Raw genomic sequence first — 25,438 nt, forward strand, 5'->3', positions numbered from 1 at the left:
CGGATTGGTTTCGAGAAAGACTGGTTGTTCTTTTTCTACCGAATTTGTAGATTATTTTATCAGCGCAATCTGAAGCACGGGGATCAGGATTTCCGGTGACCGCTCGGCCGCTAAGGGTATTGCCACTGCCGGTCTATTCGTCGGTGAACGTCATTCCGTCGAGAACGCGCACCGGCTGCAATTCGCTGGCAAAGCGCTCGACATCGACCGTCGTCAACTGGCCTGTGGAGCCCTGTGCGAGCTGAGACGTCCCGGCATCACGGGTGAGGGCGTTTGGGTTGCCATGAATGCACATGGCCATCTCGGCTTGGGCATCATCAGGCTCAAACCACGCGCCGGTGGCAAGCTGCATGACGCCCGGCCTTACATCTGCACTGATGACTGCAGCCGCCAGGCAGCTGCCGCGGGCGTTGAACAGCCTGACAACGTCCCGGTCCGAAATGCCGCGCTCTATCGCATCGGCCGGGTTTATACGTACCGGCTCCCGACCTTCGATCTTGGTCGAACGGCTGAAGTCACCGTAATCGAGCTGGCTGTGAAGGCGCGAGTGCGGCTGGTTACAGACGAGGTAAAGGGGATAGTGGGTTTCCCCGGTCTTTGCCTCTGGGACGGGTCCATACCAGCGCGGATGGCCGCGGCAATCTTCATAACCAAAGCTCTCGATCGTTTCAGAGAAGATTTCGATTTTACCCGATGGAGTGGGCAGCGGATTGGCGTCCGGATCGGTCCGGAATGCGCGTGCAGGACCACCATCGTCCGGCTTTATCGGCAAATGCAGTTCGCCTTTTTCCCAGAAGGTTTCGAAATCCGGCGCCGGATGACCGGCGGCGGCGAGTGCTGTTCGCGTGGTCTCGAAGAGGAGAGCGAGCCACTCACGGCTCGATCGGTTCTCGGTGAATTCGCCGCGTTTGCCGAGGCGCTCTGCAATATCCGCGAATATCTCGTAGTCGTCACGCGCTTCGCCGACCGGATCGATAAGCTTCTTCATGGCGATCATCATCGGATCGCGGTCGGCCGCACCGATATCGTCGCGCTCAAGCGTCGTGGTCGCGGGCAGGACGATATCGGCGTGGCGTGCCGAGGACGTCCAGGCCGTTTCGTGCACGATGATCGTCTCCGGCTTCTTGAACGCCTGGCGAAGCCTGTTGAGATCCTGATGATGATGGAACGGGTTGCCGCCCGCCCAATAGACAAGGCGAATGTCAGGATAGCGCAGAGCCTGGCCATTGTAGTGGAAGGGTTCGCCCGGGTTCAGCAGCATGTCGGCGATCCGTGCGACGGGAATGAAATCCCGCACCGGATTGTGGAATTGCTTGAGCGTCGGCAGGGGAACGGCGAGCTGGCTTTTGCCGATATTGCCGAGTGCGCCGAGCGAATAGGAGAAGCCGCCGCCATCGAGCCCGATCTGGCCGAGCATGGCCGCCAGCACGATTCCCATCCAGACAGGCTGTTCGCCATAGTCGGCGCGTTGCAGGGAATGGCTGACGGTGATCAGTGTCCGGACATCGGCCATGCGCCGTGCCAGATCCACGATCGTCTCGGCAGCGATACCGCAGATGGCCGCTGCCCATTGCGGGCTCTTCTTGACGCCATCCTCGTGCCCCAGCAGGTAAGCCTCGAAGCGTGGGTAGCCTGTCGTATAGCGGTCGAGAAATTCCCGGTCATGCCGGCCCTCGTTGACGAGGACGAAGGCGATTGCGAGCATGAGCGCGACATCGGTTCCGGGGGTCACCGGCAGCCATTGCGCATCGAGATCGGCGGCAATATCATCCTTGAGCGGGCTGATGAGGACGAAGCGCGCACCGCGCGCTCGGGCACCGCTCAAGGCAGGGCGCACGACATGCCGGCTGATGCCGCCGCCATGGACATCGGTATTCTTCACCGCCATGCCGCCGAAGGCAACGATCAGCTCGCTGCGGCGTTCGATCGCCTCCCAGGTGACGCTCTTTCGGTCGAAGGTATCGTAAGGGCCGAGCACATGCGGAATGATGACCATCGCCGCGCCCGAACTATAGGTATTGACCGATCTGACATATCCGCCGAGCACGTTGAGGAAGCGGTGGATCTGGCTTTGCGCGTGATGAAACCGGCCTGCGCTGGACCAGCCATACGAGCCGCCGAAGATGGCCTGCGGTCCAGCTTCGGCGCGAACCCGCCGGAGCTCGCCGGCGACAAGATCGAGCGCTTCCGGCCAGCTGACCTCGACATAGCCGTCGTTCCCACGTTTCCCGGCATTGTCGGGGCCGCCTTCAAGCCATCCGCGCCTGACGGCCGGGCGGCGGATGCGGGCGGGGCTATGGGCAATTGAGGGCAAATTGCCGAGCAAAGGAGAGGGGTGAGGGTCGGCGGGATGCGGACGGATTTCGAGGGCTTCGCCCTGATGCCGTCCATAGAATGCGCCCCAATGAGAGCTGTGGGGTTTGAAGCCGTCCATTGCACCGTCTCCCGTGAACAAGGGTGGAAAGATCGGCAAACTTCACACCGGCAGGATCTTGCCGGGGTTCATGATGCCCTGGGGATCGATGGCGTGCTTCAGCAGGGCCATCAGCTCGACGGCGTCTCCGTGTTCCTGACGCAGATAGCCGATTTTGCCGGTGCCGACGCCGTGTTCGCCGGTCGACGTGCCGCCGACGGAAATTGCGTGTTCGACCATCGTCTTGTTGATGGCCGCGACCTCGGCGAGCTCCGCCTCGTTCTCGGGATCCACGGCGAAGACCACATGATAGTTGCCGTCGCCGACATGACCGAGAATGGCAGCCGGAACACTGCAGTCCTGCAACAATGCGCGGGTCCTGAGAATGCAGCCGCTGAGTTCCGATACCGGAACGCAGACATCGGATGACCAGCCCTTGGCATTCGGTCTCTGCGACACGACTGCGTAGAAGGCGTTGTGCCGGGCCTTCCATAGGCGATTTCGTTCCTCAGGCGCATTGGCCCATTCGAAATCCTTGCCGCCGTGATCCTTGACGATATCAGCAACCAGTTCGACCTGCTCCTGAACCGAAGCAGGAGACCCGTGGAATTCGAAGGCGAGTGTGTCTTCGATCTTGAGCGAAAGGCCGGAATAGGCGTTGGCGGCAGCAATCAGGCCGCGGTCCATCAACTCCATGCGCGCGACCGGGATGGCAAGCTGCACGACCGCGATCGCGGCGCTGACCGCCAGCTCCACGCTCTCGAACGAGCAGAGGGCTGCCGAAATGGTTTCCGGAACGCCGTGGAGCCGCAAGGTCACTTCGGTGATAATGCCGAGCGTGCCTTCCGAACCGACGAAGAGGCGGGTGAGGTCATACCCGGCCGACGATTTGCGCGCCCGACCGCCCGTGCGGATGACCTGACCCGTCGGCAGCACGACGGTGAGCGACAGCACATTCTCGCGCATGGTGCCGTAGCGCACGGCGTTAGTGCCCGATGCTCGTGTCGCCGCCATGCCCCCAATCGACGCGTTGGCGCCAGGGTCGATCGGGAAAAACAGGCCTTGGTCGCGCAGATGCGCGTTGAGCTGCTCGCGTGTGACACCGGCCTGGACGGTGCAGTCGAGATCCTCGGCGCTGACGCGAATGATCTGTGACATTCGCGAAAGATCGATTGAAACGCCACCGCGCACCGCGGTCAGGTGCCCCTCGAGCGAGGTCCCGGCGCCGAAGGCGATGAGCGGCACGCCTGCCGCGGCGCAGAGCCGGACGGTTTCGGCTACGTCGTCGGTGCTTTGCGCGAATACCACGGCATCCGGGATTGCCGGCGTGTGATGGGATTCGCCGCGGCCATGCTGCTCGCGCAGTGCCTGCGAGATCGAGAAGCGATCACCGAACTTTGCACGCAATTGGCTCGATAGCTCAACGGATAGGATGCCCATCTTTCACGTCCTCTGTCGTGTTGACCGCGCCAGCCGACATCGTGCCATGCCGTCACGATAAGGCACGGATGCAGACTGATCGGCACCAAGTCTCACCAGGCTAGCCGTCAGACGGCGATCTTCTCGCCGTTCAGGTGGCGCTCAAGGAAAGGCAGGCTGTCCTGCCCCCAGTAAAGTTCGTCTTCGTAGCGAAATGTCGGGAGGCCGAAGACGCCGGAGTTCTTGGCGCTTTCGATGTTGGATCTCCAGATCGACTGTGCAGTCTCGCCTTGGGCGCGTTCTTCCAGCTTTGTCCCATCGATCCCCACCGAATTGGCGATCGCCTGGCGCACCTCGCTCCGGCCGATATCCGCCGCGTCCGTCCAGAATGCCGTCTGCAGAGCGCGCGTGAGCTCGAGCCAATCCAAGCCATCCTCGATGGCCGCGATGACCATGAAGCCGGCGGGCGTGGGATCGGACAGGGCTGCGCGATTTTCGAAGTTCAACGTCTTGCCGCGCAGGACTGCCCATCGCTTCAGGTCCTTGGTCCAGTAGGCGCGTCGCGCTTCCGGCCGGTTGCGGGAATAGATTCCGCCGTTGTCCTCGATCACCGAGATGAGATGTGGTCGGATCGACGCTCCATGTTTCAGTGCAAGTTCTGAAAAAGCATCAAGACCAATGAAGGACCAGGGCGAACCGATGCCGAAGAAATAGTCTATTACCTTTGTCATGCTCTGCCTTTTTCAGCGGTCTTGATCGAAGAAATTGCGGCGTCGTATACGAAAAGCGCGCAGTCCCTGGCGGTCAGCACAGCCTGGGGATCGCGCCCGACGGCAACTGTCGCCAGGGCGCCCTCGTAAAGAAGGGAAAGATGGACGGCCGGCTTGGCGGTCTCGACACCCGCCCGTTCCATCAGCGCGCGAAACATCTGGCTGACGGCCGCCTTGTGGGCGCGCGCGACGGTAACAACGCGTTCTGAATCGCCGTGCTCGGCCACTGCCAGAGCGAACGCGCATCCACGAAACTCGGGGCTGTCCGCCTTCTCATGCAGCCGCTCAAAGATAAGATCGAGCTGATCCCGCGGGTTCTGGACTTCGTTCAGAACCTCTTCCAGCGAACGGATGACACGCGCGTGACGGTCCTGAAGATACGCCGCTACAAGATGATCTTTGGATGGAAAATGCCGATAAAGAGTCGCCTTGGCGACCCTTGTTTCCTCGATGATGCGGTCGATGCCGACAGCGCGGATGCCCTCGCGATAGAAGAGCGCGCCGGCGGACGCGAGGATATGATCTGAAATGGAAGCTTTCATCGAACTGCTTAGTTAGAGCTTATTTGACGCATGCCGTGAGCACGGCATTGCCGTCGGATACGTTTTAGAGACGCAATCCATTTCAAGAAAGACAGGTCATTCCTCTTCTGCCGAAGATGCAGGAATGTTTTTGCGTCGTGGCTTTTCTATAGTGGCGCCGGTCCAGTGTTCCGACGCAAGCGCTTGTCCAGCTTACAGAGGCCGATGCCTTCTTAGCCTCGCTCAAACTCGAACGGCGCGATGCCCTCTGGGCAATCAAGGCGCTGCGCGACGAGCCATTGCCCTTGTTTGCAGCGGCGGCCGAACGCGAGATAGCGGCGATTGCAGAGCAGCAGGAGCCGGAGGTTGCGCTTCGGCAAATGACGGACGGGCACAACGTCATTGAGGATTACAGCCATACCGGATTGACGCTCAGACAGCATCCCGTCGCCTCCCTGCGCAAGGAGCGCAACATCATCACATGTGCCGAGGCGATGAATGGGCGGCGGGTTTATTACATCATGTCTTGTGCTGGTGCGGCAGAGGCCAGGGTCGGCCAAAGGCGTCATGTTCATCACCATCGAGGACGAGACTGAGCCGGCCAACATCGTCGTCTGGCCCACCTTGTTCGAAAAGCGGCGGCGCGTGGTGCTAGGGTCCTCGATGATGGCGATCAATGGCCGAATCCAGCGGGAAGGGGAGGTCGTGCATCTCGTGGCACCGCAACCGTTCGACCTGTCAGCGGACCTCGTCGGTCTGACTGATCGGGATAGCGGGTTCAAGCTGCCAACCGGGCGGGGCCACGAGTTTGCCCACGGCGGCGGCGGGCCGGATTCGAGAGACAGGCCGAAGCCGGTTGTCCCGCGGGACATGTTCACGCCCTTATGCCGAACTCGGCATAAGGGAACTTATACCGAGCCAGATACTATGCCGAGCCCATTCCGTAAAGCCCGAGATTTCCGGTAGTCCAGCATTGAAAGCTCGGCATAATTTGAACACGTTGGTAGACCGGGTTCGGCGCAAAGGAGACGTCACGCCAATGTCATGAAGTTTTCATACACGCGTAAACGATCCCCGCGAGAAAGACCTGCCGCGATGCCTGAAGCCCGTGACGTATTAAAGAAGATTTCCGGTACGTTCTACCGCTCCGTTCTGACGGACAGGGTTCACCAAGTATTGGACCCACCAGGACCAAACAGCGCGGGGCGCTATCATCGTCTGGGGGAACCCACGCTTTACACCAGCGCTGAGCTAGAGTGGTCCATACGGGCTATAGCTGGCTACATGCGTGAGGACGGACTCCCGCGAGTTGTCGTTCCGCTCAAGGTCGGTGAAGCGATGGTTCTCGATCAGCATGACGAGGAGGCTTGCAAGCGGCTTGGGATAGATCGCGATTTGTCCAACGAATCGTGGCGGACAGCTTTATCGGAAGGTCGAGAACCTGCTTCGTGGCGTATTGTTGATATTGCGAGAGCATCAGGTGCCGACGGCATCATCGACAGGTCCCGAATGATACCAGGTGGGTGGCATCTCAACCTCTTCCGCTGGAATGAGAGCGGCGGCCCTTTGGTCGAGGTATACGGTGATCCGGTTGAGATCGTCTTGACAAACGATGGACCGAAGTGGGGCCTATAGACAGCCGCGTCGTCCGTCATAGTAGATCATCCATGCTTCTTCTTGGCGCTTTCATACCTAGTGAAAGTTCCTCGACAATTGGTGGGCTCGGCCTTGACATCGCGGCCATCGCCGCGATGTCAATAGCTCTGGCTGCAGTTGCGGAGACGGAATATTATGCCGAGCTTTCAATGCTGGATTACCGGAAATCTCGGGCTTTCGGAAATGCGCTCGGCATAGTGTCGGGTTCGGCATAAACGCCCGATCTTCATATCCATACGCTGAAGGTGAAAAGCCGGAATTTCCAGTGACTTTTGGTTGGTGACTGGCGGTCGGAGGTTCGATTTGGTTCAAGGCGGCCGGAGATGAACGGAGGTAAAATCACCCACTTAAGCAGGAAACTGCTCGTCCCAATCAAGTCGGCCACTCCGGGGAGCCGATCTGCACGACCCGCCTCTTTATCCGTGATGACGATGCGGTCACTGAAGGTAGGTGCCTTGGTCTGTTCGCGGTGGCAAGCATTGAGGCAAGTTCGGGTACCACGTCGTCGCGAGGTAATTCCGGGATGGTTTTACGCTGCAATCAGGCGCGTTCGAGCCCCATGAGCCCTTGCCCATTAGACTTTCAGCTCATTCGAACGCGGATTGCCTGCCGCATACATAAAACATCAAGTAACCTCGCAATAACCTAAAGAAAGCCAATTTACACACTCATATAAACGTGTATTCTCTTCAACAAGAATACACTAGCGGTAGATCGTTTCAACATGCATTCGGAGGGGATTTGCATGAAGAAATTACTATTTCCCGTATCGCTCCTTTTAGCGATGACCGCGTCCACAGCTCGATCAGAAGACTGGCAGCCTCTGACGGACGAGCCGTCTCGAGCGGATTTGTTTCTCAAAGTCATCCAAAGCGACATGGTGGAAAAAGGCCTTCCCGCTCCGACAGAGCAAGAGGCTAAGTCGTTCGCGTTGCATAATGCATTCAATTTCCCGCACGACGTCATCTATGATGTCGACGGCAGCAAGCGCAAGAACTCTCTCTTCGTCATCGACATCAGCCACTACACGGACAAATCAATCAAGCTCGGGCTTCTGAAAGCTCAAGGCGTCGTAGGAGTGTACACGAAAGCAGGCCAAGGCACGAATTATCGTGACACCTCATTTCCATATTTCTGGGCAGAACTAGGAAAACTCAAGTCTGCCGAGAAGGCCTATCGAGGCGCCTATTATTTCCTTTCCGCTTCCTCCTCAGGTGAAAGTCAAGCCAAGGCATTCATCAAACTCATGAAGGAAAACGGAATCTCACATGATGATCTCCCGCCCGTTGTCGATTTGGAATGGGATGTGACAAAGTCGCACCCAGATGACGCGTGGAAAGAAAAGTCTCCGGAAGAGATCGTCGCGAGCGCCCTCGAGTTTCTGCATTACGTCGAAGTCAACGGCGAGGGCCTCAAGAAGCCGATGATCTACACCGCTCGATCATTCCTTATGGATCGGGTGAAGAAGCCGGAATTGCTTGCGAAGCTTCGGCCCTACCAAATCTGGCAGGCAGAATATTCCGCCACTGCGCAGGCAACCGAGACGCCGAAGCAAATCGATGGGCGACAGTACGATCTTTGGCAGTTTACCGAGAGTGCGAAGTTAGGGAAAGGCTACCCCAAAAAACTCGATGCGAACGTGTTCAAGGGAACAGAGGAAGAATTCGCTTCGCGTTTCGTGTCATCGCACTAGAGGATAAGCCGTGAAGCCATTCCTTCGATCTGCCGTGATCAGGATCGCTGCGTTTGCGGGAATCGCAATGACAGCGACAGCTCTGTCGAGTGCGGGAGTACGCGCTGAGGACTTCTCGTGTGACAATGGCGCTCTGGTCAAAGATGGCACTTTTTGCCAATTCTTTCGATACTACGCCACAGATGACAAAGAACAGGACCCTAGGGTCGTTCAACAGCTTGGCGCCGAAAGCGGTCAGTCCATACGGAGCATCGCGATCATCGTTGCCATTGATCACTATGCCATGGAAGATTCAGACCTCCCCCCTGCCAAGGTCGATGGCGACAATCTTGAGAAATTCCTTGTCGATGGACAGAAGTTCGACGAGGTTATCATTCTACGAAACGAAGAAGCCACGAAAGACCGCATCGAGTATTTCGTCGGCGACTACATCAATTCCCTGTACGCTCTCTATCAGGGTCGCACGCGTGTCCTGTTCGCATATTCCGGACACGGGACACGGAACCTGAATTCTGCGGGATCCTCCCTCGTTCTCTCGGCAGCAACGTCGACGGCCGACTTGCCGAACCTCATTCCCCTCAGCGAGCTGAATGAGAAATTACATCAAGCGTCACAGGCAAATTTCCAAGTTCTGGCGCTTATCAACGCCTGTTACGGTGCTGGTGTATTCCAGTCTGCCGACGCAGGCGGAAATCCCTTCATCACGAGTTCTAGGGGCGCGCACGCCATGACGGCGGGGTCCCCTGACGAACTCGTCTGGTCCCGTCCGGGACAGACTTCGGGCAGTATCTTTTTCGACGCAATCATTCGCGGGATAGACACCGGTGATGCAGATAAGTCCAATCACGTGCTTGTCGCCAACGAAAAGGGCGAAAGCTTCGTGGTACCCTCGTACATCGTGCGGCTTGGTAGCCTACTGCAGTACGTAACAGAGAAAGTTCAGGACCTCGGCGTCAACCCCGCCACGAAAAAGGCATACGGCTTCCCGTGGCTGGGCTCGGTAATGGCTTCCGGCGCTCCGTCTGAGGGCGCGTTTTTCTTCCTCGCTCCTCAGAGCGAAAAGCTTGCATCGGTGGCCGCTTCCAAAAGTCCTGCCTCAGTCCTTCTGGCATCTGCTACCGACGTGAAATCGCAACTAGGAACAAGTTTCTCGTTCCCCAGCGGCTCAGTGAATAGCATTCCCGATCATCCGGGATTGAAGGTGTTCAACCCACCTGAGAACTACGCGATCCACGGGATAGACATATCGCAATGGAACAAGGTCGACTGGCGGCGCCTCTCCCCCAAGGAGGTGGGCTTCGTTTACATTCGTGCCACGGCCATATCTGGAACCGATAAGGCATTCTCAGGCAACTGGAACGAGGCCCACCGTCGAGGCTTCGTGCGTGGCGCATACCACTATTTCGGAGTTTGCGAAGATCCCAAAAAACAGTTCGAGCGGATCGCGTCAGTCGTGAAAACCAGCAAAGGCGACTTGCCCGTCGCCGTGGACGTCGATTGGCCGCCGCTCTTGGACAAGCAGAAAAACTGTGCCGCAGCGATTGGGAAAGATCGGGTCGCAAGCAATATCGAGATCTTGCTCCAACTGCTTGAAGCACATTACGGCCGAAAACCTGTTCTCTATGGCAACAAGGACGTGTTCAACGACTTGCTGTTGGGCCGTTCGGATAGCTATCCGATTTGGTTTGGAGAACGCGACAAGCCTGCCCCGGAAGCAAAACTCGGTGGAAACCGTTCATGGTCGCTTTGGCAGTACACGGAGAGAAAGAAGATTACGGGTATCTCTGGCCTTGCCGACGGCTCGGTCTTCCACGGAACATCTCAAGAGTTCAGCGACTTCCTGGCCGGACCGGGTTGAGGCGCCGCAGGGTTCCGTCCGCCAGCCTGTGCAACACATGCCGAAAGTCCCCAAAAATTCATCTGAGATTTGCGAGGGACGGAAAGCTGGGAAGGGGCAGTGTCACGTTGTCGTTAGCTTAACGGTTGGCGGATAGAGGCGGAGCAAAGAGCAGTTCGCTGCTTTCGCCGAGACGAGTGAGAATGTTGCCGGAAATGCAGCTCTTTCAATGTAGTGAACCTGGGTGAGGCGGAATCGCATGATGAGAATTCTCGTGGGATCTCTATTGTCGGCGTTGGCGATGAGCTCTTGCTCGCCAACGAGACAGGCCGAAAATATTCCAGATCTGAATTCCACAATCAAAGTGCTGGGGTATGATCCAGTTGCCCTTCCATCGACGGCGTACGGTCCCGGATCGCTGGTGACCTCTGTAAAAGGAAGTGGCCTGGTCGCCCCGCTCAATCTGACGTATTTGTGCCGGCCCGACTTTACCCATGCGCCACCGCCAATCGTTGACACAGCAGCATCGGCGGACGCCTCGCGCTCCTTGAACAGCTCTTTCAAACTCGATCCATCTACGTTGACGCAAATCGGCCTCGGCGCCAGTGCGAGTTATCTCGATACCGTTACGTTAAAGCTGAGCAACGTCACCGTCGAGCAGCTCGCATTCGACGATCTTGAAACTGTCCGCTCAACGTTGGGACCGTCGTGCAAGCAACTTGTCGATAAGTTCTCGAGGAAGGCCCTGGCTTATCAGACAAAGCAAGCAATCCGGGCAGACGTGACATATTCGTTCAAGCTCAAAGCAGGCGCCTCTGCCGAGGCGAAAGGGCTCGTCATCAAAGCCCTGGCCTCCGCCTTTGGCGATTCTATCGAGAGCGATCAAGGGTCGACAGTTGCCGGTAAGGGGCTGTTCTACGGCTTGATCCTGACTAAGGTCTGATCCGGGCCCGCTTTATCCCATCATCATTAAATCCGGATACGGTCTAACAGACACGCACGGTTTAGAGCGGCGTCGGAATGACGATGATTGTCACCGAACTGCTGCAGGGGCGATGGCGCCATCGTTCGCGATGATGGACTTCTGCAATTCGCACGTTTTCTATCGGCAGTATTCAGTATGCCTTTAATTGTGGTTTTGATCTAACGCTTTTCAGGGTCTTTGGCAGGACCTTTCGCTCTTTGTGAAGGAAGTCGTGGGGGCACCGACCGGAAACGGTCTATGTTTTCGACGAGATCTAGGGTGTCATTCATTGATTCGAAACGACCTCAGTCAAGGACGGTTCGAACTCAATGGGTATGGGGTTCTCGCGTTTCTCAAGCTCGTGGGAACATTAAGACGGCTTCGAGCCGTAAGGACATTGTCATCGAGCAGTATCACTTCGCGCTATGTTTTGGGAAGTCTTTCAAAGAAGTGGCACTTCAAACTTATTCCTATACCACTGGCCATGGCATAGCGATTTCTTCGGGATCGGGGTTAAAATGAGCAAAGATGCCGTGGTCTTTAGGGGTCGTTATCGTCTGGGCATGTGCCGAGGGCGATGGTCTTTTTATGTGCCAAAAGCCAACTGGAAAATAGAAGGTTCTTTCCCGTCTTTTGGGCAGCAAGGATTTCAGCTTGGACCAGGGAAAGCCAGGTCAGTCTTTGTTTTTGCGTTTTAACTGCGCTCGGCGAGTGAGCATCAGGATAGGCTAAAGCCATTTGGGACGGCAATGTGCGCCAAAATCTCGTCAGCCCAGTCTTGATGCGATAGATATGATCTTTTGGTGCAACGAGTACTGATCTCTGTACGCTGAGAGGAACACCACGCGTCGACCCGTTCTCTGCCTCCTTGAAAGCGACGGTCATCCCGTTCCTGAAGAAGTAATTCCGGCCGTTTTCGATGACACTCCCGCTGACAGCGAACATCATGCCGGAGTTGTCGCGCGCGCATTTGAGGACCGTTGCAAAGCATGCGCTTTTTCCCGGAAGACGTTCGTCGCAGGCCGTCTCAATCCAGCTCGCGACGGTGTCCGCCCTCAGATCCAGCAGATAGCTAATGCCCTCAAGCCCGGACTGCTTGTAGGAACGCTCCAGTAGGTTTGGACCAGGCCACCCCTCGAAGTCGTGGCCAAGCGCACCCAACTCGCCAACGCTATACGGGGTTACGCCAATGAGTTTGGTGTCTCCGCAGCCAAGGGGCTGGCACATATTCCGATGCTGCTCGAAAGGGTGCAAGCTGAGAAAACTGTGCCAGAGCTCGCGCAGGAATTGTTCATGAGCCAGGCCGAGGAATACGCTCAACTTGAAAAGAACATTGCTGACGTGGAGGCGAAGTTAAAGGCATGGCAGCGTAACGACGAACGCAGCATACGTCTCAACACCATTCCCGGTATTGGCCCGATCAGTTCGGCTCTTTTGATAATGAAGACACCTGCTCCAGAGCTCTTCAAATCTGGCCGCCAGTTCGCAGCTTGGATAGGGTTAACGCCAAAGGATCACTCGACCGGCGGCAAGCTGCGTCTTGGTTGCATCACGCGGGCCGGCGATGAAGCGCTGCGGGCAGCCTTGGTGGTTGGAGCAACCGCTGTCATTCAGCATGCACGGCGATCTGGTAATGCCTCTCGGTGGCTTACGGCATTGCTTAAGCGCAAGCCACCTAAAGTGGCAGCAGTAGCACTCGCCAACAAGATGGCGCGTATGGCCTGGAAGCTGATGGTCTCCGGCGAGACATACAGCGCAAGACCGGCGTCTGCTCCACAGGGCTGCGCGGCATGATGATCGGCGAGCAAGAACCGAAGAGGCCGTGATCCTTACTCCTTTGTCGAGGTCAACACTTGCAGGATAAGGAGCAGATGGTGTGATCGATCGATCCGGAACACAGGATACCCCGGTGATCCCATTGGCAGCTAGAGGCCGTCTTGATGCTTGGGACCTGTGTTGCGGAAACCATCTTGGCCAGCGTTCATGTGCGAACGCAACAACAGGCCGGACATATGGACGCAAGCGATACGATCAGATTATCTCGAAATATCTTGCGAGTCGGGGGCCGTCCACATATGGGATCTCAAGGCGAGGACTTCAGACACATGCTGATCGCCACGCCCGTCACGCCGCAATATCCGCGACGTTGCTCCCATTTGTTCTTAGCATCGCTTCACGGATTTGTTGCCGCAACCAGGCACAACCGAGATCGCTGTCCATCTGAAGCGGCCACACCATGGACACGGGTGGAAAAGACAGCGCGAGTGGCACCGGGCTGACATCAAGTCCCAGCAGCGGTCCGTAACGAAGTGCAATGCGCGACGATACGGTTGCAATCACGGCAGATGAACGCGCCGTCGCCAATATCGACATGAAATCCGGAGCCGCCGCCACTATGTCCAGTTCTGCCCCCGCATGCTCCAGTGCATCCTTGACGCAGCCATGCAGACTGTCAGTCTGCGAAATCACGGCGTGCTGTGCCGCCATATAGGCATCGAGGCCTACGGGACTGGAGAGCTTTAGCAATTGCCGATTGAAACAGCACAATACGCTGGACTGATAAAGCGGCTCGCAATGGTGTCGTGAATCCGGGAGATAGCTGCATCCCACAGACAGGTCGACGACGCCTGAATCCAGCATCGCCTCGATCTCCAGTGCATCGCCGCCGCGAGCCAAAATACGAATGCCTGGCGCGATATCGCGCAACCGAGCGGTCAGGTCGGGCAGCAACAATAGTTCTACCTCGCTGGAAAGCCCCAGCCTGAATGTGCGTCGCTCGGTGGCCGGATCGAATGCGTCTGCCATCAACACGGCGGCCTGTGCCTGTCGCAGAGCCTGCCGCACCGGACCGGATAAATTCAGCGCCCGTGCCGTGGGCTTCATCACCTGTCCAACACGGATGAACAGCTCGTCCTGAAACAGCGTGCGCAAGGTCGAGATGTTGTGGCTCATGGCAGGCTGCTGGATCTTCAAGCGCTGCGCTGCCCGGGTCACACTCATCTCCTCCATCATCGCATCGAAGGCAACGAGAAGATTGAGGTCGAAGGAACGAAGATTGAAATGATCGATGACTTGCATGAGCTATATCGATTTGATTGCTGACGGGAGCATCCTTAGCTGATGGGCAGGAACTTGCAAGCCGTTCCGCACCATCACGTAAGGAGCAAACCCATGCCATCTCGTCGTTCCATTCTCAAACGCGCTCTGACTGGCTTCGTCGCAGCGCCCTTCGTCGCGCCATCAATCGTCTTCGCCAAGGCACCTTTTGCCGCTGTTCAGGCACCGGGTTTCTACCGGCTGAAGATCGGCTCCGTAGAGGTCACAGCCCTGTCGGACGGCACCGTTGCCCTGCCGCTCGCCAAGCTCTACACCAACACTAGCGAAGAACACGCGAAGGGCGCTCTGAATGATGCCTTTCTGCCGGAAATCGTACCAACATCCGTCAACGCATTCCTGGTCAACACCGGCGAAAGACTGGTTCTGATCGACGCAGGCACCGGTACCTATTTGGGCCCATCGCTCGGCAAGCTCGTGTCCAACATCGAGGCTTCCGGATACAAGGTAGGTGACATTGACGATGTCATCCTCACCCATATTCATACCGATCATTCCGGTGGGTTGGTGAGCGATGGCAAACGCACTTTCCCCAACGCCACATTACGGGTCAATGAGCGGGAGGCGAAATTCTGGCTGAGCCCGGAGAACGCCAAGGCGGCGACGGGCATCGTCAAGCAGCATTTTGGCGAGGCGGACCAGTGTGTGACGCCTTACGTGAAAGCCGGAAAATTTGAAACATTCGGAGATAACCAACCACCCGTTCCAGGTCTGGGCTCGATTCTTTATGCGGGACATACGCCGGGTCACAGCGCCATTACGCTGGAAAGCCAAGGCCAGAAGATCGTTTTCTGGGGCGACATCACCCATGGCGACATCCTGCAATTCGATGAGCCCGGCATCGCCATAGAATTCGATATCGATCAGAAAGCCGCCGTTGCTGCCCGCGACGTCGCCTTTAAGAAGGCGGTGGAGGGCAAATATCTTGTGGCAGGCGCCCATATTGCGTTTCCCGGAATCGGCCACGTGCGTACAGATAGCACCAATTATGGCTGGCTCCCGGTCAACTATTCCTAGGATTGCCCCCCGGATTAAGCGATGGGAAGACGGGGCTCGAGATAGCCCCGTCTTCCGCAGCGACAAAGGTCGTTCCCTACAGGTCGGCCGGCCGGAACCAACTCGCAACCGGTTCGGGTCGAGCGGACCGGAAATTAGAAAAATCTATGGGTGCCCGCCACGACGCACCCAGCCCATTGTCGCCACGAGTGCTAGGGCTGTGTCGCTCGGGACGCGCGAACATGGTCGATGAGCGCTCGTAGCTTGGGCGCCATGTTGCGGCGGTTGGGGAAATAGAGGAAGAACCCTGGAAAGGGGGGCAGATAGGCGTCCAATGCCGTGATCAACTCGCCGCGATCGATGTATCGGCGGAACGTCTCCTCCAATGCGAACGTAATACCGCCGCCTGCGAGCGCGGTACGAACCATCAGATGGAGATCGTTCGTGGTGATTTGCGGCTCGACGCCAACGTCGAAAGGTATGCCATCTTCCTCGAACTCCCATCGATACGGCGCAGCACTTGGAGACGGACGCCAGCCGATACAGCGATGATGTACGAGGTCCCGGGGGTGGCGGGGCGTTCCATGGATATCGAAATATCCCGGTGTCGCGACTACCACTTCTCTCTCTTCTTTTGTGAGTGGCACCGCAACCATATCCTGCTCTATCACGTCACCCAACCGGACCCCCGCATCGTAGCCGGCTGCTACGATGTCGAAGACGTCGTCGGTCACCGTGACATCGATCGTGACGCCCGGATGTGCTTGCGCGAAGGACGCGATCAGCGGCCCTGACAGAAATTGTTCCGCAATCGACGTAACCGCGATCCGCAGCAAACCGCTGGGCCTTGCGTCGCCTGCGACGTCCTCGAATGCCGATTTCACGTCGGCCATTGGCTGAGACAGCTTTTCACGGAAGCGGTTGCCCGCCTCCGTCAGCCGCACACTGCGCGTCGTGCGGCTGACGAGCGCGATGCCGCAAATATCCTCGAGCCGTCTGATCGCCTGGCTAACGGCCGAGCGTGTGACGCCAAGGCGATCGGCCGCCGCCCTAAAATTCCCCTCCTCGGCGACAGCCAGAAACATCGGGACCAAGTTTAGATCGATTGTCATTGTCGTATCCTACTAACCAATCTTGTTAGCGACGAGGGAATACAAGCGACAATCAAAGTTGTCTACCTTTTGCCCATAGCCGACCGGTCAAACCGGCAGCTGGCAAACAAGCACAATCGATCATCGAAGGAGATATTCTCATGACAAACATCAAGATCACACTCGCAGCAGCTTTGGCCCTTGGGATCTGCGCCGGACCCGTCGCTGCACAGGACAGCTCCTGCCCTCGGGAAGGCGCCGACGCTCCGCTTGCACTTCATGTCGATTGGATCATGAAGGGCTGGGAACGCCATGAAGGCGATGGTAAATTCGTGTTCGCAGAGAAACTGAACCGGTATTACGACCTGGAAAACACCAAAGGGGTTTTCTACGACAATTTCGCCCCTGGCAGCACACAGCTCTTTGACAACTCGGCTCGCTACGGCGCCAACTGGGAGGCGTTGCAGAACGCTGCCCGATCTGTTCGCCACGGCCTGACCGGCGGCCATGATGCGATGGTCGGCGACACGGTCGCTTCGACGACGCTTGGTTTCGTCGGCCGCATTGATCGTCTTGACGGCAAGGTGATCGCTTTTGACGGACGCTCGCAGCTGGGCTGGGAATGCACCGGCGGCAAATGGAAGATCCGTCACGAACTGAACTACGCCTGGGTCGTCCAGCCAGACACCATTCAGTCTTTCCTGGGCAAGACGGAGGCGGCACAATGACAGCTCCGACGCCCTCACACCCTTATGTCGGCATGTGGCAGACTGCGGACGGTCGCATACGGCACCAGTTGCTCCCCAATGGCCGTTACGACGAGGCGCGCGGCTCACGCGAAAGCGCCTATCAGGGACGATACGAGGTAACCGGAAATCATATCGAATACTGGGACGATACCGGCTTTACCGCCGACGGCGATTTTGTCGATGGTGTCCTCTACCACGCGGGAATGGTTCTCTATCGCAAGCAGTAGTCAGAACGCCATGCCGGCATATCCATTGCCGGCGTGGTCCAATTTCTTTCCCTCGGTGCGAACATCAGTGCCCGTGAAAATCAGATCAAGAGGAAGCGATGATAATGACCAATATCGAAGAGCAGCTCGAGAATTGGGCGTCGCCTGAAGACAGGCAAAAACACCTTCGTGGTCTTGCCGTCCTCAAACACATCGGAGGCGAGAATTTTGGCGGCCCGGTAAGCCAGCTTGCGCGTTTCTCGGAAGACCTGGCGCGGTTCACCATTCAGTATCCCTATGGCGATGTGCTATCGCGTGATGGCCTTGATCTGCGAACGCGTCAGATTCTGACTGCGGCTACCCTGTTGGCCCACGGATCGGCGCAATCTCAGCTTTCTTTTCACCTCAGTGGATTATTGAATGTCGGGGGAACTCGCGACGATATCGTCGACCTGTTGTTTATTTCCGCGGGTTTGATCGGGTTTCCGACGGCGATCAACGCCGTCCCCATCGTCGGCGATATTTTCGCCGAGCGGGGCGAAACCAATAATGCCACCGAGGCTCAGGCATCACCTTTCATCCCGGATATCTCCTCTGACCGTCTCGCCGTGCTCGATCGAATTGCGCCTGAGTTCGTGAAGTGGCGCGAACAGGTCCTTGACGAAGAGATCTTCTGTGCCGTGCACCTGGAGCCGAGGTTGGTTCATCTCGCGTCCGCTGCAATGCTGGCCGCGGGGGGAAGGTGGGGGCGAGCTTCGACGGCCATATCGCTTCAGCTTTGGCTACGGGTGCAACCCGCAGCGACATTGTCGAAATGGTTATCCAACTGAGCGTCTATTCCGGATTTCCAGCAGCGCTCAACGCTGCCGGCAGAGCAAACAATGTCCTCGTGGCTCCCGAACGATCAGAAGTGAATACTAAGAAAGTCCGTGACAGCAAAGATAGTGAGAAGCGCTTCGAGAGCGGCGCCGCAACACTCGCTGCAACATCCGGTGGATCCGGCGCTGATGTGGTCGATAGCTTCAAGGATATTGCCCCTGGGCTGGGTCGATTGATCGTTGCCCACTGCTACGGTGATATCTTTTCTCGCTCAGCGCTTGACCCCAAGGGACGCGAGTTGGGTGCAATCTCTGCGCTCGCCGCCCAGGGAACCGTCGCGGCAGAAAGGCCGCTGGGTGTTCATATCGATGCAGCTCTCAATCTCGGGGCCACCCGGGAAGAGATTATCGACACTCTCTTCAACATCATTCCCTATGCTGGCTATCCATTGATCGAAAAAGCTCTGCTGATTGCCCATGACCGTATCTCGTTATTCAACGGAAAGCAGGCTGCTGACAACGCTTCGTGATGAACTGAGGCGTTGGGTTCCAGCCCTTTGGCAGTGTGACGATTCTCTCATTTCACCTTGCGTTTGATGCCACCTTGCCGTCGCTTCTTAAAAAAGATGTGTTTGGAAGTTTTGCGAATGGTGCCACGAACCCGGAGATACTGACATGCGACTTGATGTGAATTTCATCTGCCTCAAAAGTCGGACGAAACCGGCCTTGTCTTCCTGTCGCACGAAACCAAATGCTGCCTTGCATCATTGATGGTGGTTGTGGGCGGATATGGGAACGGGGACAACTTCCATTGAACCCTTAGGCAACGCAGGCAGCTATCGTTTCAAGAGAGGGTCCGCATTGGCAAATATCGAACCGTCCCGTCAAAACGTTTTGTCCTCAATCCCAGCCGTTGCTGGAAAGCCCATTTATCCAGCGGCACTCGCGCCCGAACTGGAAGATGTCATTGCAAGGCCCGAGCGGACGTCCCCGCTCGGGCTTGAACAGTATATAGCCGGTCGCACGCTTGTTAGTGGCGATAGTCCGGCGTGGAATGACATGTTCGTGCAGGTGTATTCACGTCTCAACAAGCAGGAACCCTTTCTCGTTCCCGCTGTCGCAGAGCCACTAATCGTTTGGGTGATGTCGGGAGAAGCAGTCGTTGAGGAACGTGACCTTGACGGCGACTGGGTCGCCAACACGGTCACGGTCGGGGATTTTTTCCTGACCCGCTCTCCTACTCCCTACGAGATGCGCTGGCGAGCGATTGGTGATTCACCTTTTCAGGTGATGCATCTTTATCTTTCCGTACCGCTTTTCGAGCGCGTCGCTTACGACGTACTGGGCTGCGCCGCCCCTCCTGCGCTGCGCGACATTTCCGGGGGCAAGGACACGCAGCTGTCACACCTCCTTGCATTGATCCATCAGGAGCTGACGTCTGAAGGGAAAGGGAGCCAGCTGTTCGTCCAGGGTCTTGCCCAGACCCTTGCCGTGCATCTGATCCGAAACTACGCCGCCAGTGAAGCTGCCGACGATCGCCAGAACGCACTTCCCGGCTTCAAACTGCGTCGCGCTATCGCTTACCTCGAAGAAAATCTAGCCGAGCCGTTCAATCTCGCAAAGCTTGCTGAAACGGTGGGTATGAGTGAATTCCATTTCAGTCGCTTGTTCAAAAGGGCGACCGGGCTCTCGCCGTCACGCTACTTCATCCGCCAGCGCGTTGCCCGGGCACAGCTTTTGCTGCAGGAGACGGATACCAGCATCATCGAGATCGGAATGTCGGTCGGCTATTCAAGCCCGAGCCACTTTGCCCAAGTATTCCGTCGCGAGACCGGATTGCCGCCGAGCCACTATCGGCGCGGCTGATTTTTCGGCCTGGCGCGATTTCGAGCAAGATCGCGACAGGTCGAGCAAGGGCGCGAGAGAAGGTCGGAGGGGGAGGCATAATTTCATCCTTGTCAAACGAAACGCCCGCCGCGGTGGTGGGCTTCAAGACAAGGAGTGAAGACAATGACCAACCTCAAAGGAAAGATCGCACTGGTCACCGGCGCATCGAGCGGCATTGGCGCCGCGACTGCTGCAAAGCTTGCTGAAGCCGGCGCCAAGGTCGGTATCGCAGCCCGCCGCACCGACAAGCTCGAAGATCTCAAGAAACAGATCGAAGCCAAGGGCGGCGAGGCTCTTGTCATCGAAATGGACGTCGTTAATACGGCTTCGGTCGACGCGGGTGTCAAAGAGCTTATCGACGCCTACGGATCAATCGACATCCTCGTCAACAATGCCGGCCTGATGCCGCTCTCCGATATCGACCAGTTCAAGGTCGACGAGTGGCAGCGGATGGTGGACGTGAACGTGAAGGGCTTGCTCAATACGACGGCCGCCGTTTTGCCCCAGATGATCAAGCAGCATTCCGGCCACGTATTCAACATGTCCTCGATCGCTGGCCGCAAGGTCTTCAAGGGTCTGTCGGTCTACTGCGCTACAAAACATGCCGTCACGGCTTTCTCTGATGGCCTGCGCATGGAAGTCGGCCAGAAGCATGGCATCCGCGTGACCTGCATCCAGCCGGGCGCCGTTGCCACCGAGCTTTACGATCACATCACAGATCCGGGCTACCGCAAGCAGATGGATGAGCTGGCCGGCCAGATGACCTTCCTCCAGGGCGAGGACATTGGCGACACGATCGTCTTCGCAGCCCAGGCCCCGGCTCATGTGGACGTCGCCGAGCTGTTCGTTCTGCCAGTAGAACAGGGTTGGTAACAGACCGGCCCTGAAAGGTCCCTGGATCAATGCAGGGACCTCTCAAGGAGATTGTCATGAAGGAATTACCCGCATCTCAAGCCTATCGCGTCCTGGAACCTGGCCCGATCGTCATGGTCTCGACGAGTGATAACGGCAAGCCCAACGTGATGACGATGGGCTTCCATATGATGATCCAGCACGACCCGCCGCTGATCGGTTGTGTCATCGGTCCCTGGGATCACAGCTATCAGGCTCTCCGGAAAACCGGAGAGTGCGTCATCGCTGTACCCGGTCTCGATCTCGCCGAAACCGTTGTCGACGTCGGGAACTGCTCAGGCGATCGGGTAGATAAATTCCAGAGGTACGGTCTCAAGACGCGACCTGCCAAGGACGTATCAGCCCCACTCCTCTCCGACTGCCTGGCCAATATCGAATGCCGGGTCGTCGATACCAGGCTCTCGGATCCTTACAACCTCTTCATCCTTGAGGCGACGAGGATCTGGATCAACGAGAGCCGTAAGGAACGTCGAATGATGCATCACCTCGGTGACGGCACGTTCACCGTCGACGGCGGCACGCTCGACCTTCGAGATCGGATGGTCAAATGGCGCCATCTCCCCTGAGAGGCGCCGGCCCCAAAATGCACCAGAAACCCATTACGAAAGGAAGAAAACCATGACCGCTTATCTCGTCGTTGATCTCGACATCCACGACATGAAGTCGATCGAAGACTACCGATCCAAGGCCTTGCCGCTCGTCGCCAAAGCCGGCGGCAGGCTTATCGCCATCGATGAAACCCCTCTGGAGTTGGAAGGCTGGACAGCCACGAACATGCTCATCATCGAGTTCCCGAACAAGGACGCGATCCGTGAGCTCTTCGCATCGTCGGACTATGCGCCGCTTGCGGCTCAGCGTCAGGCGGCGGCCGGGTCGCGTATCATAGCGATCAACGGCGTCTGAAAACTGCATCGGCTTTTCTGAACAAGGAGACCCGAAATGGCTGACCTCACCAACGTGGCCTATTTCACGGCGAAGCCGGGCCGCTCACGAGATCTGGGTGACGAACTGCTTCGGCTCGTCGCTCCCTCCCGCAAGGAGGAAGGCTGCTTACGCTACGAGATCCACCAGTCCACTGATGTTCCCGACGTGTGGATGGTGCTCGAAGACTGGCGGCATGCCTCTGACTTCAAGCTGCATATGAGCACGAACTACGTCCAGGCTTTCATGGCGAAGGTCGCGGACCTGTGCGTCGAAGACGTAAAAATCCGCGGCTACCAGCAACGGTCCCCGCAGGTCTGATACAGAAAGGAGTATATGAAATGAGCACGCAAAACCCCAAAGTCTGGCTCGTAACCGGATGCTCTACGGGCTTCGGTCGCTACATCGCGGAACATCTGCTGGAGGCTGGCGAGAAGGTTGTCGTGACCGCCCGCAAGACCGACAAGATCGTGGATCTGGAACAGAAGGGCGATGCCCTGATCCTTCCACTCGACGTGATCGACCGGGATCAGTGCCAGAAGGTGGTCGACGCCGCGGAAGCACACTTCGGTCGGATCGACGTCCTGATCAACAACGCCGGGATCGGCTTCTTCGGTGCGATCGAGGAAACTGATGAAGAGAATGCCCGTCGCCTGTTTGACGTCAATTTCTTTGGCACCGCGAACACGATCCATGCGGTCCTTCCACATATGCGAGCCCGGCGCAGTGGTATGATCGTCAATCTGACATCGATCGGCGGCCTGGTCGGTTACACCGGCGTCGGCTACTACTGCGCCACCAAATTTGCCGTGGAGGGCCTGTCGGACACGCTTCGGAAAGAAGTCGCTCCTCTCGGCATCGACGTCATGACAGTCGAGCCAAGTGCCTTCAGGACGGAGTGGGCAGGCTCGTCGAACGAGGTCTCCGCGTCAATCGACGACTACGAAGCGACAGCGGGCGCAGCGCGCCGTGCTTACCACGCATCGGTCGGAAAGCAGGCTGGTGACCCCGCGCGTGCGGCGAAAGCCATCCGGCAAGCCGTCCTGGCGCAACAGCCTCCGCACCATCTTCCGCTCGGCAATGACGCCGTGGACGCTGCCCTGAAGAAGGCGGAGGACCTCAAGGCAAATGTTGTTGCCTGGGAGGCCTTGTCTCGTTCAGCCGATTTCCCGGCCAACTGAACCAATCCAAATTCAACACGGAGCCAACACTGCCGCGGCCTTCGCCACGGAGAATGAAGGAGTGTGTCATGTCAAAACGATTTGAAGGAAGAGTAGCTATTGTGACCGGCGGGGGCTCCGGTATCGGCGCCGCCATCGCCAACCGTCTCCTTAACGAAGGAGCGTCCGTGATGATCTCCGGCAGAACCGGGAAACGGCTGTCGGAAGCTGCCTCAAAGATGCCGGCTGACCGCAGCGGCACCTTTGTCGCCAATGTTTCCTCACGGTCGGACTGCGACGCCCTTGTCGCAGCCACAGTCGAGCGGTTCGGTCGCATCGACACTGTCGTCAATGCCGCAGGCATGAATCTCGTTGGAAACATCGAAGAGACGAGTGATCAGGATTGGGATGAATGCATTGCCTCCGACCTTTCTGGCGTCTTCTACATGAGCCGTGCAGCAGTTCCGCACCTCAAGGAGACCAAAGGTTCGATCGTCAACATCGGCTCCGTCTCATCCCTTGGTGGCGGCTGGAGCCATGCAGCTTACAATGCTGCAAAGGGTGGCGTTGCCAATCTAACCCGCTCAGCTGCCTGCGACCTCGGCAAGTTCGGCGTCAGAGCAAACACAGTGGCACCCGGGCTTACGGTCACAGGAATGGTGGAGGCGATCATGGATGATGACGCGCTTCTCGAAAAGGCCTGGGACCGGATTCCGCTGAGACGGGCAGGCCAACCTGAAGAGATTGCTTCGGCAGTCGCTTTTCTTGCCAGTGATGAAGCCGCCTGGATCACCGGGATTGTCCTGCCGGTCGATGGGGGTCAGACTTGCACCGATGGCGGTCCGGAATGGGGTAAGTAAAAACGCGAGAAGCCCGGACCATCGTCCGGGCTTCTCCTTTGATCACGTGCTTCGCTTAGCGGCGGGCGTCGAGGCTGTAACGACCCGCGCCGAACGCCACGACCTGCAGCAGGCCACCGGCCATTGCGATGTTCTTGAAGAAGTGGATGAACTGGTTCAGGTCGCTGAGGTTGTTGTGGAACGTCAGTGCCGTGGCAACGCTGAACAGGGCAAGGATCAGAGCGACGATGCGGGTCTGGAAGCCGAGGATCAGGGCGATGCTTCCCACGATCTCAGTCAATACGGCCGCGCCGTAGGACAGCGGCGGGAACGGCAGGCCGACCATATTGATGTAGCCGATCGTTCCAGCCGGATCAGAGATCTTGCTGATGCCGGACAGAAGGAAGATGGCCGCCAGAAGGATCCGGCCGGCGAGCGGGGTGACGCCGCTTAAAAGGGCCGACTGGGAAAGAGTTTCAACGCGCTGAGCGATTGCATCGGAATGGGACATGAACGTATTCCTTAGTTGGGGCGAAGCCACCGTGGCTGCGTCGTGAGAAGAAATTGCCATTATCAGATCAAACGAAAAAGCTGGATAATATCGCGGATTATCGTCGAAAATTTCGAACGATGGAGGCAATGAAAAACCCGCGCTTTTGAGGGCGCGGGTCCGACTGGAGGGTCGAGAAATCAGATAACGGAGAGCAGCCCTCCATCCACCAGGAGCGCGGTGCCTGAGACATAGCTCGACAGGTCCGAGCCAAGGAAAGCGACAGCATCTCCGACTTCCGCCGGTTTGCCAAGCCGGCGGAGCGGCGTCCTCTGGCGAAAGCCTTCGGAGGCTTGGGCGATACCGGGGCTCGTGCGAAGAAGCTCTGTGTCGATGGTGCCGGGTGCTACCGCGTTGACACGGATGCCATCCGGTCCAAGGGCGTCGGCCAATGATTTCGCCATCAGCACCACACCGCCCTTGCTTGTCGAGTAGGCAACGGTGATGCCGGCGCCAGAGATCCCGCCCATGCTCGCCATGAGGACAATACTGCCCTGCTTGTGGAGCGCCTTCATCTGGCGCGCAGCTGCCTGAGCGCCAAACAACGGGCCATCGAGGTTGACAGACATCAGGCGCCGGTAATCGTCTTCTGGAACCTCCGCGCCGTCTGTCTTCAGGGTAATGCCTGCATTTGCCACCATGACGTCGACGCCGCCGAATTCTTCTGCCGCCGCAACCAGCGCGTCGTTGTCAGCCTTGCGGCTGACGTCTGCTTTCACGAAGACGGATTTGGCCCCCAGTTTTCTGATCTCGGAGGCAGTCGGTTCACCGCCTTCGCGCGGTGCTTCCACGACGTCCGAGACGATAACTGCTTTGGCGCCATGTTCGGCAGCCCGGATGGCGATCGCACGCCCAATGCCGCTCGATGCGCCGGTTACGATGACGACCTTGCCGTCGAGAATGTTACTGTTGCTCATTGTGG

General features: G+C 57.7%; 25 protein-coding genes and 2 pseudogenes. 18 read left to right on the top strand and 9 right to left on the bottom strand.

The window, feature by feature from the left end; translation table 11 throughout:
• Positions 1-133: 133 nt before the first annotated feature.
• The 4 genes from ACR9ZQ_RS04210 to ACR9ZQ_RS04225 form a co-directional block, all read right to left on the bottom strand.
• A complete protein-coding gene (locus ACR9ZQ_RS04210) occupies positions 134-2,434 on the bottom strand; it encodes a molybdopterin guanine dinucleotide-containing S/N-oxide reductase (protein WP_481426956.1) in 2,301 nt (766 codons plus the stop codon).
• Positions 2,435-2,476: 42 nt separating this feature from the next.
• On the bottom strand, positions 2,477-3,853 hold the full coding sequence (locus ACR9ZQ_RS04215) for an FAD-binding oxidoreductase (RefSeq protein ID WP_481426957.1): 1,377 nt from the start codon (positions 3,851-3,853) through the stop codon (positions 2,477-2,479).
• 107 nt (positions 3,854-3,960) lie between these two features.
• Positions 3,961-4,563: a DsbA family protein gene (locus tag ACR9ZQ_RS04220; protein WP_481426958.1), complete on the bottom strand. Its 603-nt coding sequence runs from the start codon at positions 4,561-4,563 to the stop codon at positions 3,961-3,963.
• Complete coding sequence (locus tag ACR9ZQ_RS04225; RefSeq protein WP_481426959.1) at positions 4,560-5,144, bottom strand: TetR/AcrR family transcriptional regulator; 585 nt, start codon at positions 5,142-5,144, stop codon at positions 4,560-4,562. The genes ACR9ZQ_RS04220 and ACR9ZQ_RS04225 overlap by 4 nt, the downstream gene beginning before the upstream one ends.
• Before the next feature lie 152 nt (positions 5,145-5,296).
• On the opposite strand from ACR9ZQ_RS04225, the pseudogene ACR9ZQ_RS04230 reads away from it, so the two are divergent.
• The 5 genes and pseudogenes from ACR9ZQ_RS04230 to ACR9ZQ_RS04250 all read left to right on the top strand — a co-directional run.
• Positions 5,297-6,089 (top strand): annotated as a pseudogene (locus tag ACR9ZQ_RS04230) (OB-fold nucleic acid binding domain-containing protein); the annotation flags it as partial.
• Positions 6,090-6,218: 129 nt separating this feature from the next.
• Positions 6,219-6,758 (top strand): RES family NAD+ phosphorylase, encoded by a 540-nt coding sequence (locus tag ACR9ZQ_RS04235; RefSeq protein ID WP_481426960.1) that lies wholly within the window; start codon positions 6,219-6,221, stop codon positions 6,756-6,758.
• A 766-nt stretch (positions 6,759-7,524) separates the two neighbouring features.
• Positions 7,525-8,472: a glycoside hydrolase family 25 protein gene (locus ACR9ZQ_RS04240; protein WP_481426961.1), complete on the top strand. Its 948-nt coding sequence runs from the start codon at positions 7,525-7,527 to the stop codon at positions 8,470-8,472.
• 67 nt (positions 8,473-8,539) lie between these two features.
• On the top strand, positions 8,540-10,330 hold the full coding sequence (locus ACR9ZQ_RS04245; RefSeq protein WP_481426962.1) for a GH25 family lysozyme: 1,791 nt from the start codon (positions 8,540-8,542) through the stop codon (positions 10,328-10,330).
• A gap of 238 nt (positions 10,331-10,568) precedes the next feature.
• Entirely contained in the window at positions 10,569-11,252 is a 684-nt protein-coding gene (locus ACR9ZQ_RS04250) for a hypothetical protein (RefSeq protein ID WP_481426963.1), read from the top strand.
• A 561-nt stretch (positions 11,253-11,813) separates the two neighbouring features.
• Here the strand turns inward: ACR9ZQ_RS04250 and ACR9ZQ_RS04255 are convergent.
• On the bottom strand, positions 11,814-12,434 hold the full coding sequence (locus ACR9ZQ_RS04255) for a hypothetical protein (protein WP_481426964.1): 621 nt from the start codon (positions 12,432-12,434) through the stop codon (positions 11,814-11,816).
• Between ACR9ZQ_RS04255 and ACR9ZQ_RS04260 the strand changes: the two are divergent.
• Positions 12,414-13,067 (top strand): annotated as a pseudogene (locus ACR9ZQ_RS04260) (IS110 family RNA-guided transposase); the annotation flags it as partial. The gene ACR9ZQ_RS04255 and the pseudogene ACR9ZQ_RS04260 overlap by 21 nt on opposite strands.
• A gap of 330 nt (positions 13,068-13,397) precedes the next feature.
• Here the strand turns inward: ACR9ZQ_RS04260 and ACR9ZQ_RS04265 are convergent.
• Positions 13,398-14,351, bottom strand: a complete 954-nt coding sequence (locus ACR9ZQ_RS04265; protein ID WP_481426965.1) for a LysR family transcriptional regulator — start codon at positions 14,349-14,351, stop codon at positions 13,398-13,400.
• 93 nt (positions 14,352-14,444) lie between these two features.
• Between ACR9ZQ_RS04265 and ACR9ZQ_RS04270 the strand changes: the two genes are divergently transcribed.
• Positions 14,445-15,404 (top strand): MBL fold metallo-hydrolase, encoded by a 960-nt coding sequence (locus ACR9ZQ_RS04270; protein WP_481426966.1) that lies wholly within the window; start codon positions 14,445-14,447, stop codon positions 15,402-15,404.
• A gap of 191 nt (positions 15,405-15,595) precedes the next feature.
• Here the strand turns inward: ACR9ZQ_RS04270 and ACR9ZQ_RS04275 are convergent, their stop codons facing one another.
• Entirely contained in the window at positions 15,596-16,495 is a 900-nt protein-coding gene (locus ACR9ZQ_RS04275) for a LysR family transcriptional regulator (RefSeq protein WP_481426967.1), read from the bottom strand.
• A gap of 140 nt (positions 16,496-16,635) precedes the next feature.
• Here ACR9ZQ_RS04275 and ACR9ZQ_RS04280 point away from each other — a divergent pair, with 140 nt between their 5' ends.
• From ACR9ZQ_RS04280 to budC, 11 genes are all read left to right on the top strand, one after another.
• Complete coding sequence (locus ACR9ZQ_RS04280; protein ID WP_481426968.1) at positions 16,636-17,202, top strand: hypothetical protein; 567 nt, start codon at positions 16,636-16,638, stop codon at positions 17,200-17,202.
• Positions 17,199-17,450: an Atu4866 domain-containing protein gene (locus ACR9ZQ_RS04285; RefSeq protein ID WP_481426969.1), complete on the top strand. Its 252-nt coding sequence runs from the start codon at positions 17,199-17,201 to the stop codon at positions 17,448-17,450. Before ACR9ZQ_RS04280 ends, ACR9ZQ_RS04285 begins: the two co-directional genes overlap by 4 nt.
• Before the next feature lie 104 nt (positions 17,451-17,554).
• Positions 17,555-18,259, top strand: coding sequence for a carboxymuconolactone decarboxylase family protein (locus ACR9ZQ_RS04290; protein ID WP_481426970.1), 705 nt, complete (start codon positions 17,555-17,557; stop codon positions 18,257-18,259).
• Positions 18,172-18,777, top strand: coding sequence for a carboxymuconolactone decarboxylase family protein (locus ACR9ZQ_RS04295; RefSeq protein ID WP_481426971.1), 606 nt, complete (start codon positions 18,172-18,174; stop codon positions 18,775-18,777). Before ACR9ZQ_RS04290 ends, ACR9ZQ_RS04295 begins: the two co-directional genes overlap by 88 nt.
• Positions 18,778-19,108: 331 nt before the next feature.
• The gene (locus ACR9ZQ_RS04300) at positions 19,109-20,113 is read left to right on the top strand and encodes a helix-turn-helix domain-containing protein (RefSeq protein ID WP_481426972.1); all 1,005 of its coding nucleotides are present in this window, start codon (positions 19,109-19,111) and stop codon (positions 20,111-20,113) included.
• Between the two features lie 144 nt (positions 20,114-20,257).
• Entirely contained in the window at positions 20,258-21,007 is a 750-nt protein-coding gene (locus ACR9ZQ_RS04305) for an SDR family oxidoreductase (protein ID WP_481426973.1), read from the top strand.
• Positions 21,008-21,063: 56 nt separating this feature from the next.
• Positions 21,064-21,612 carry a flavin reductase family protein gene (locus ACR9ZQ_RS04310; protein ID WP_481426974.1) on the top strand — a complete coding sequence of 183 codons (549 nt, stop codon included), beginning with the start codon at positions 21,064-21,066 and terminating at the stop codon, positions 21,610-21,612.
• Positions 21,613-21,664: 52 nt separating this feature from the next.
• A complete protein-coding gene (locus tag ACR9ZQ_RS04315) occupies positions 21,665-21,949 on the top strand; it encodes a DUF1330 domain-containing protein (protein ID WP_481426975.1) in 285 nt (94 codons plus the stop codon).
• A 36-nt stretch (positions 21,950-21,985) separates the two neighbouring features.
• On the top strand, positions 21,986-22,288 hold the full coding sequence (locus ACR9ZQ_RS04320; protein WP_481426976.1) for a putative quinol monooxygenase: 303 nt from the start codon (positions 21,986-21,988) through the stop codon (positions 22,286-22,288).
• 20 nt (positions 22,289-22,308) lie between these two features.
• Positions 22,309-23,148, top strand: coding sequence for an oxidoreductase (locus ACR9ZQ_RS04325; protein WP_481426977.1), 840 nt, complete (start codon positions 22,309-22,311; stop codon positions 23,146-23,148).
• Positions 23,149-23,216: 68 nt separating this feature from the next.
• A complete protein-coding gene (gene budC / locus ACR9ZQ_RS04330) occupies positions 23,217-23,987 on the top strand; it encodes a meso-2,3-butanediol dehydrogenase (RefSeq protein ID WP_481426978.1) in 771 nt (256 codons plus the stop codon).
• A 55-nt stretch (positions 23,988-24,042) separates the two neighbouring features.
• Here budC and ACR9ZQ_RS04335 read toward each other — a convergent pair whose 3' ends face one another.
• Positions 24,043-24,477 carry a DoxX family protein gene (locus ACR9ZQ_RS04335; RefSeq protein ID WP_481426979.1) on the bottom strand — a complete coding sequence of 145 codons (435 nt, stop codon included), beginning with the start codon at positions 24,475-24,477 and terminating at the stop codon, positions 24,043-24,045.
• 179 nt (positions 24,478-24,656) lie between these two features.
• On the bottom strand, positions 24,657-25,433 hold the full coding sequence (locus ACR9ZQ_RS04340) for an SDR family oxidoreductase (protein ID WP_222409500.1): 777 nt from the start codon (positions 25,431-25,433) through the stop codon (positions 24,657-24,659).
• Positions 25,434-25,438: the final 5 nt, after the last annotated feature.

The sequence above is a fragment of the Rhizobium sp. KNZ14-9A genome (assembly GCF_056755015.1).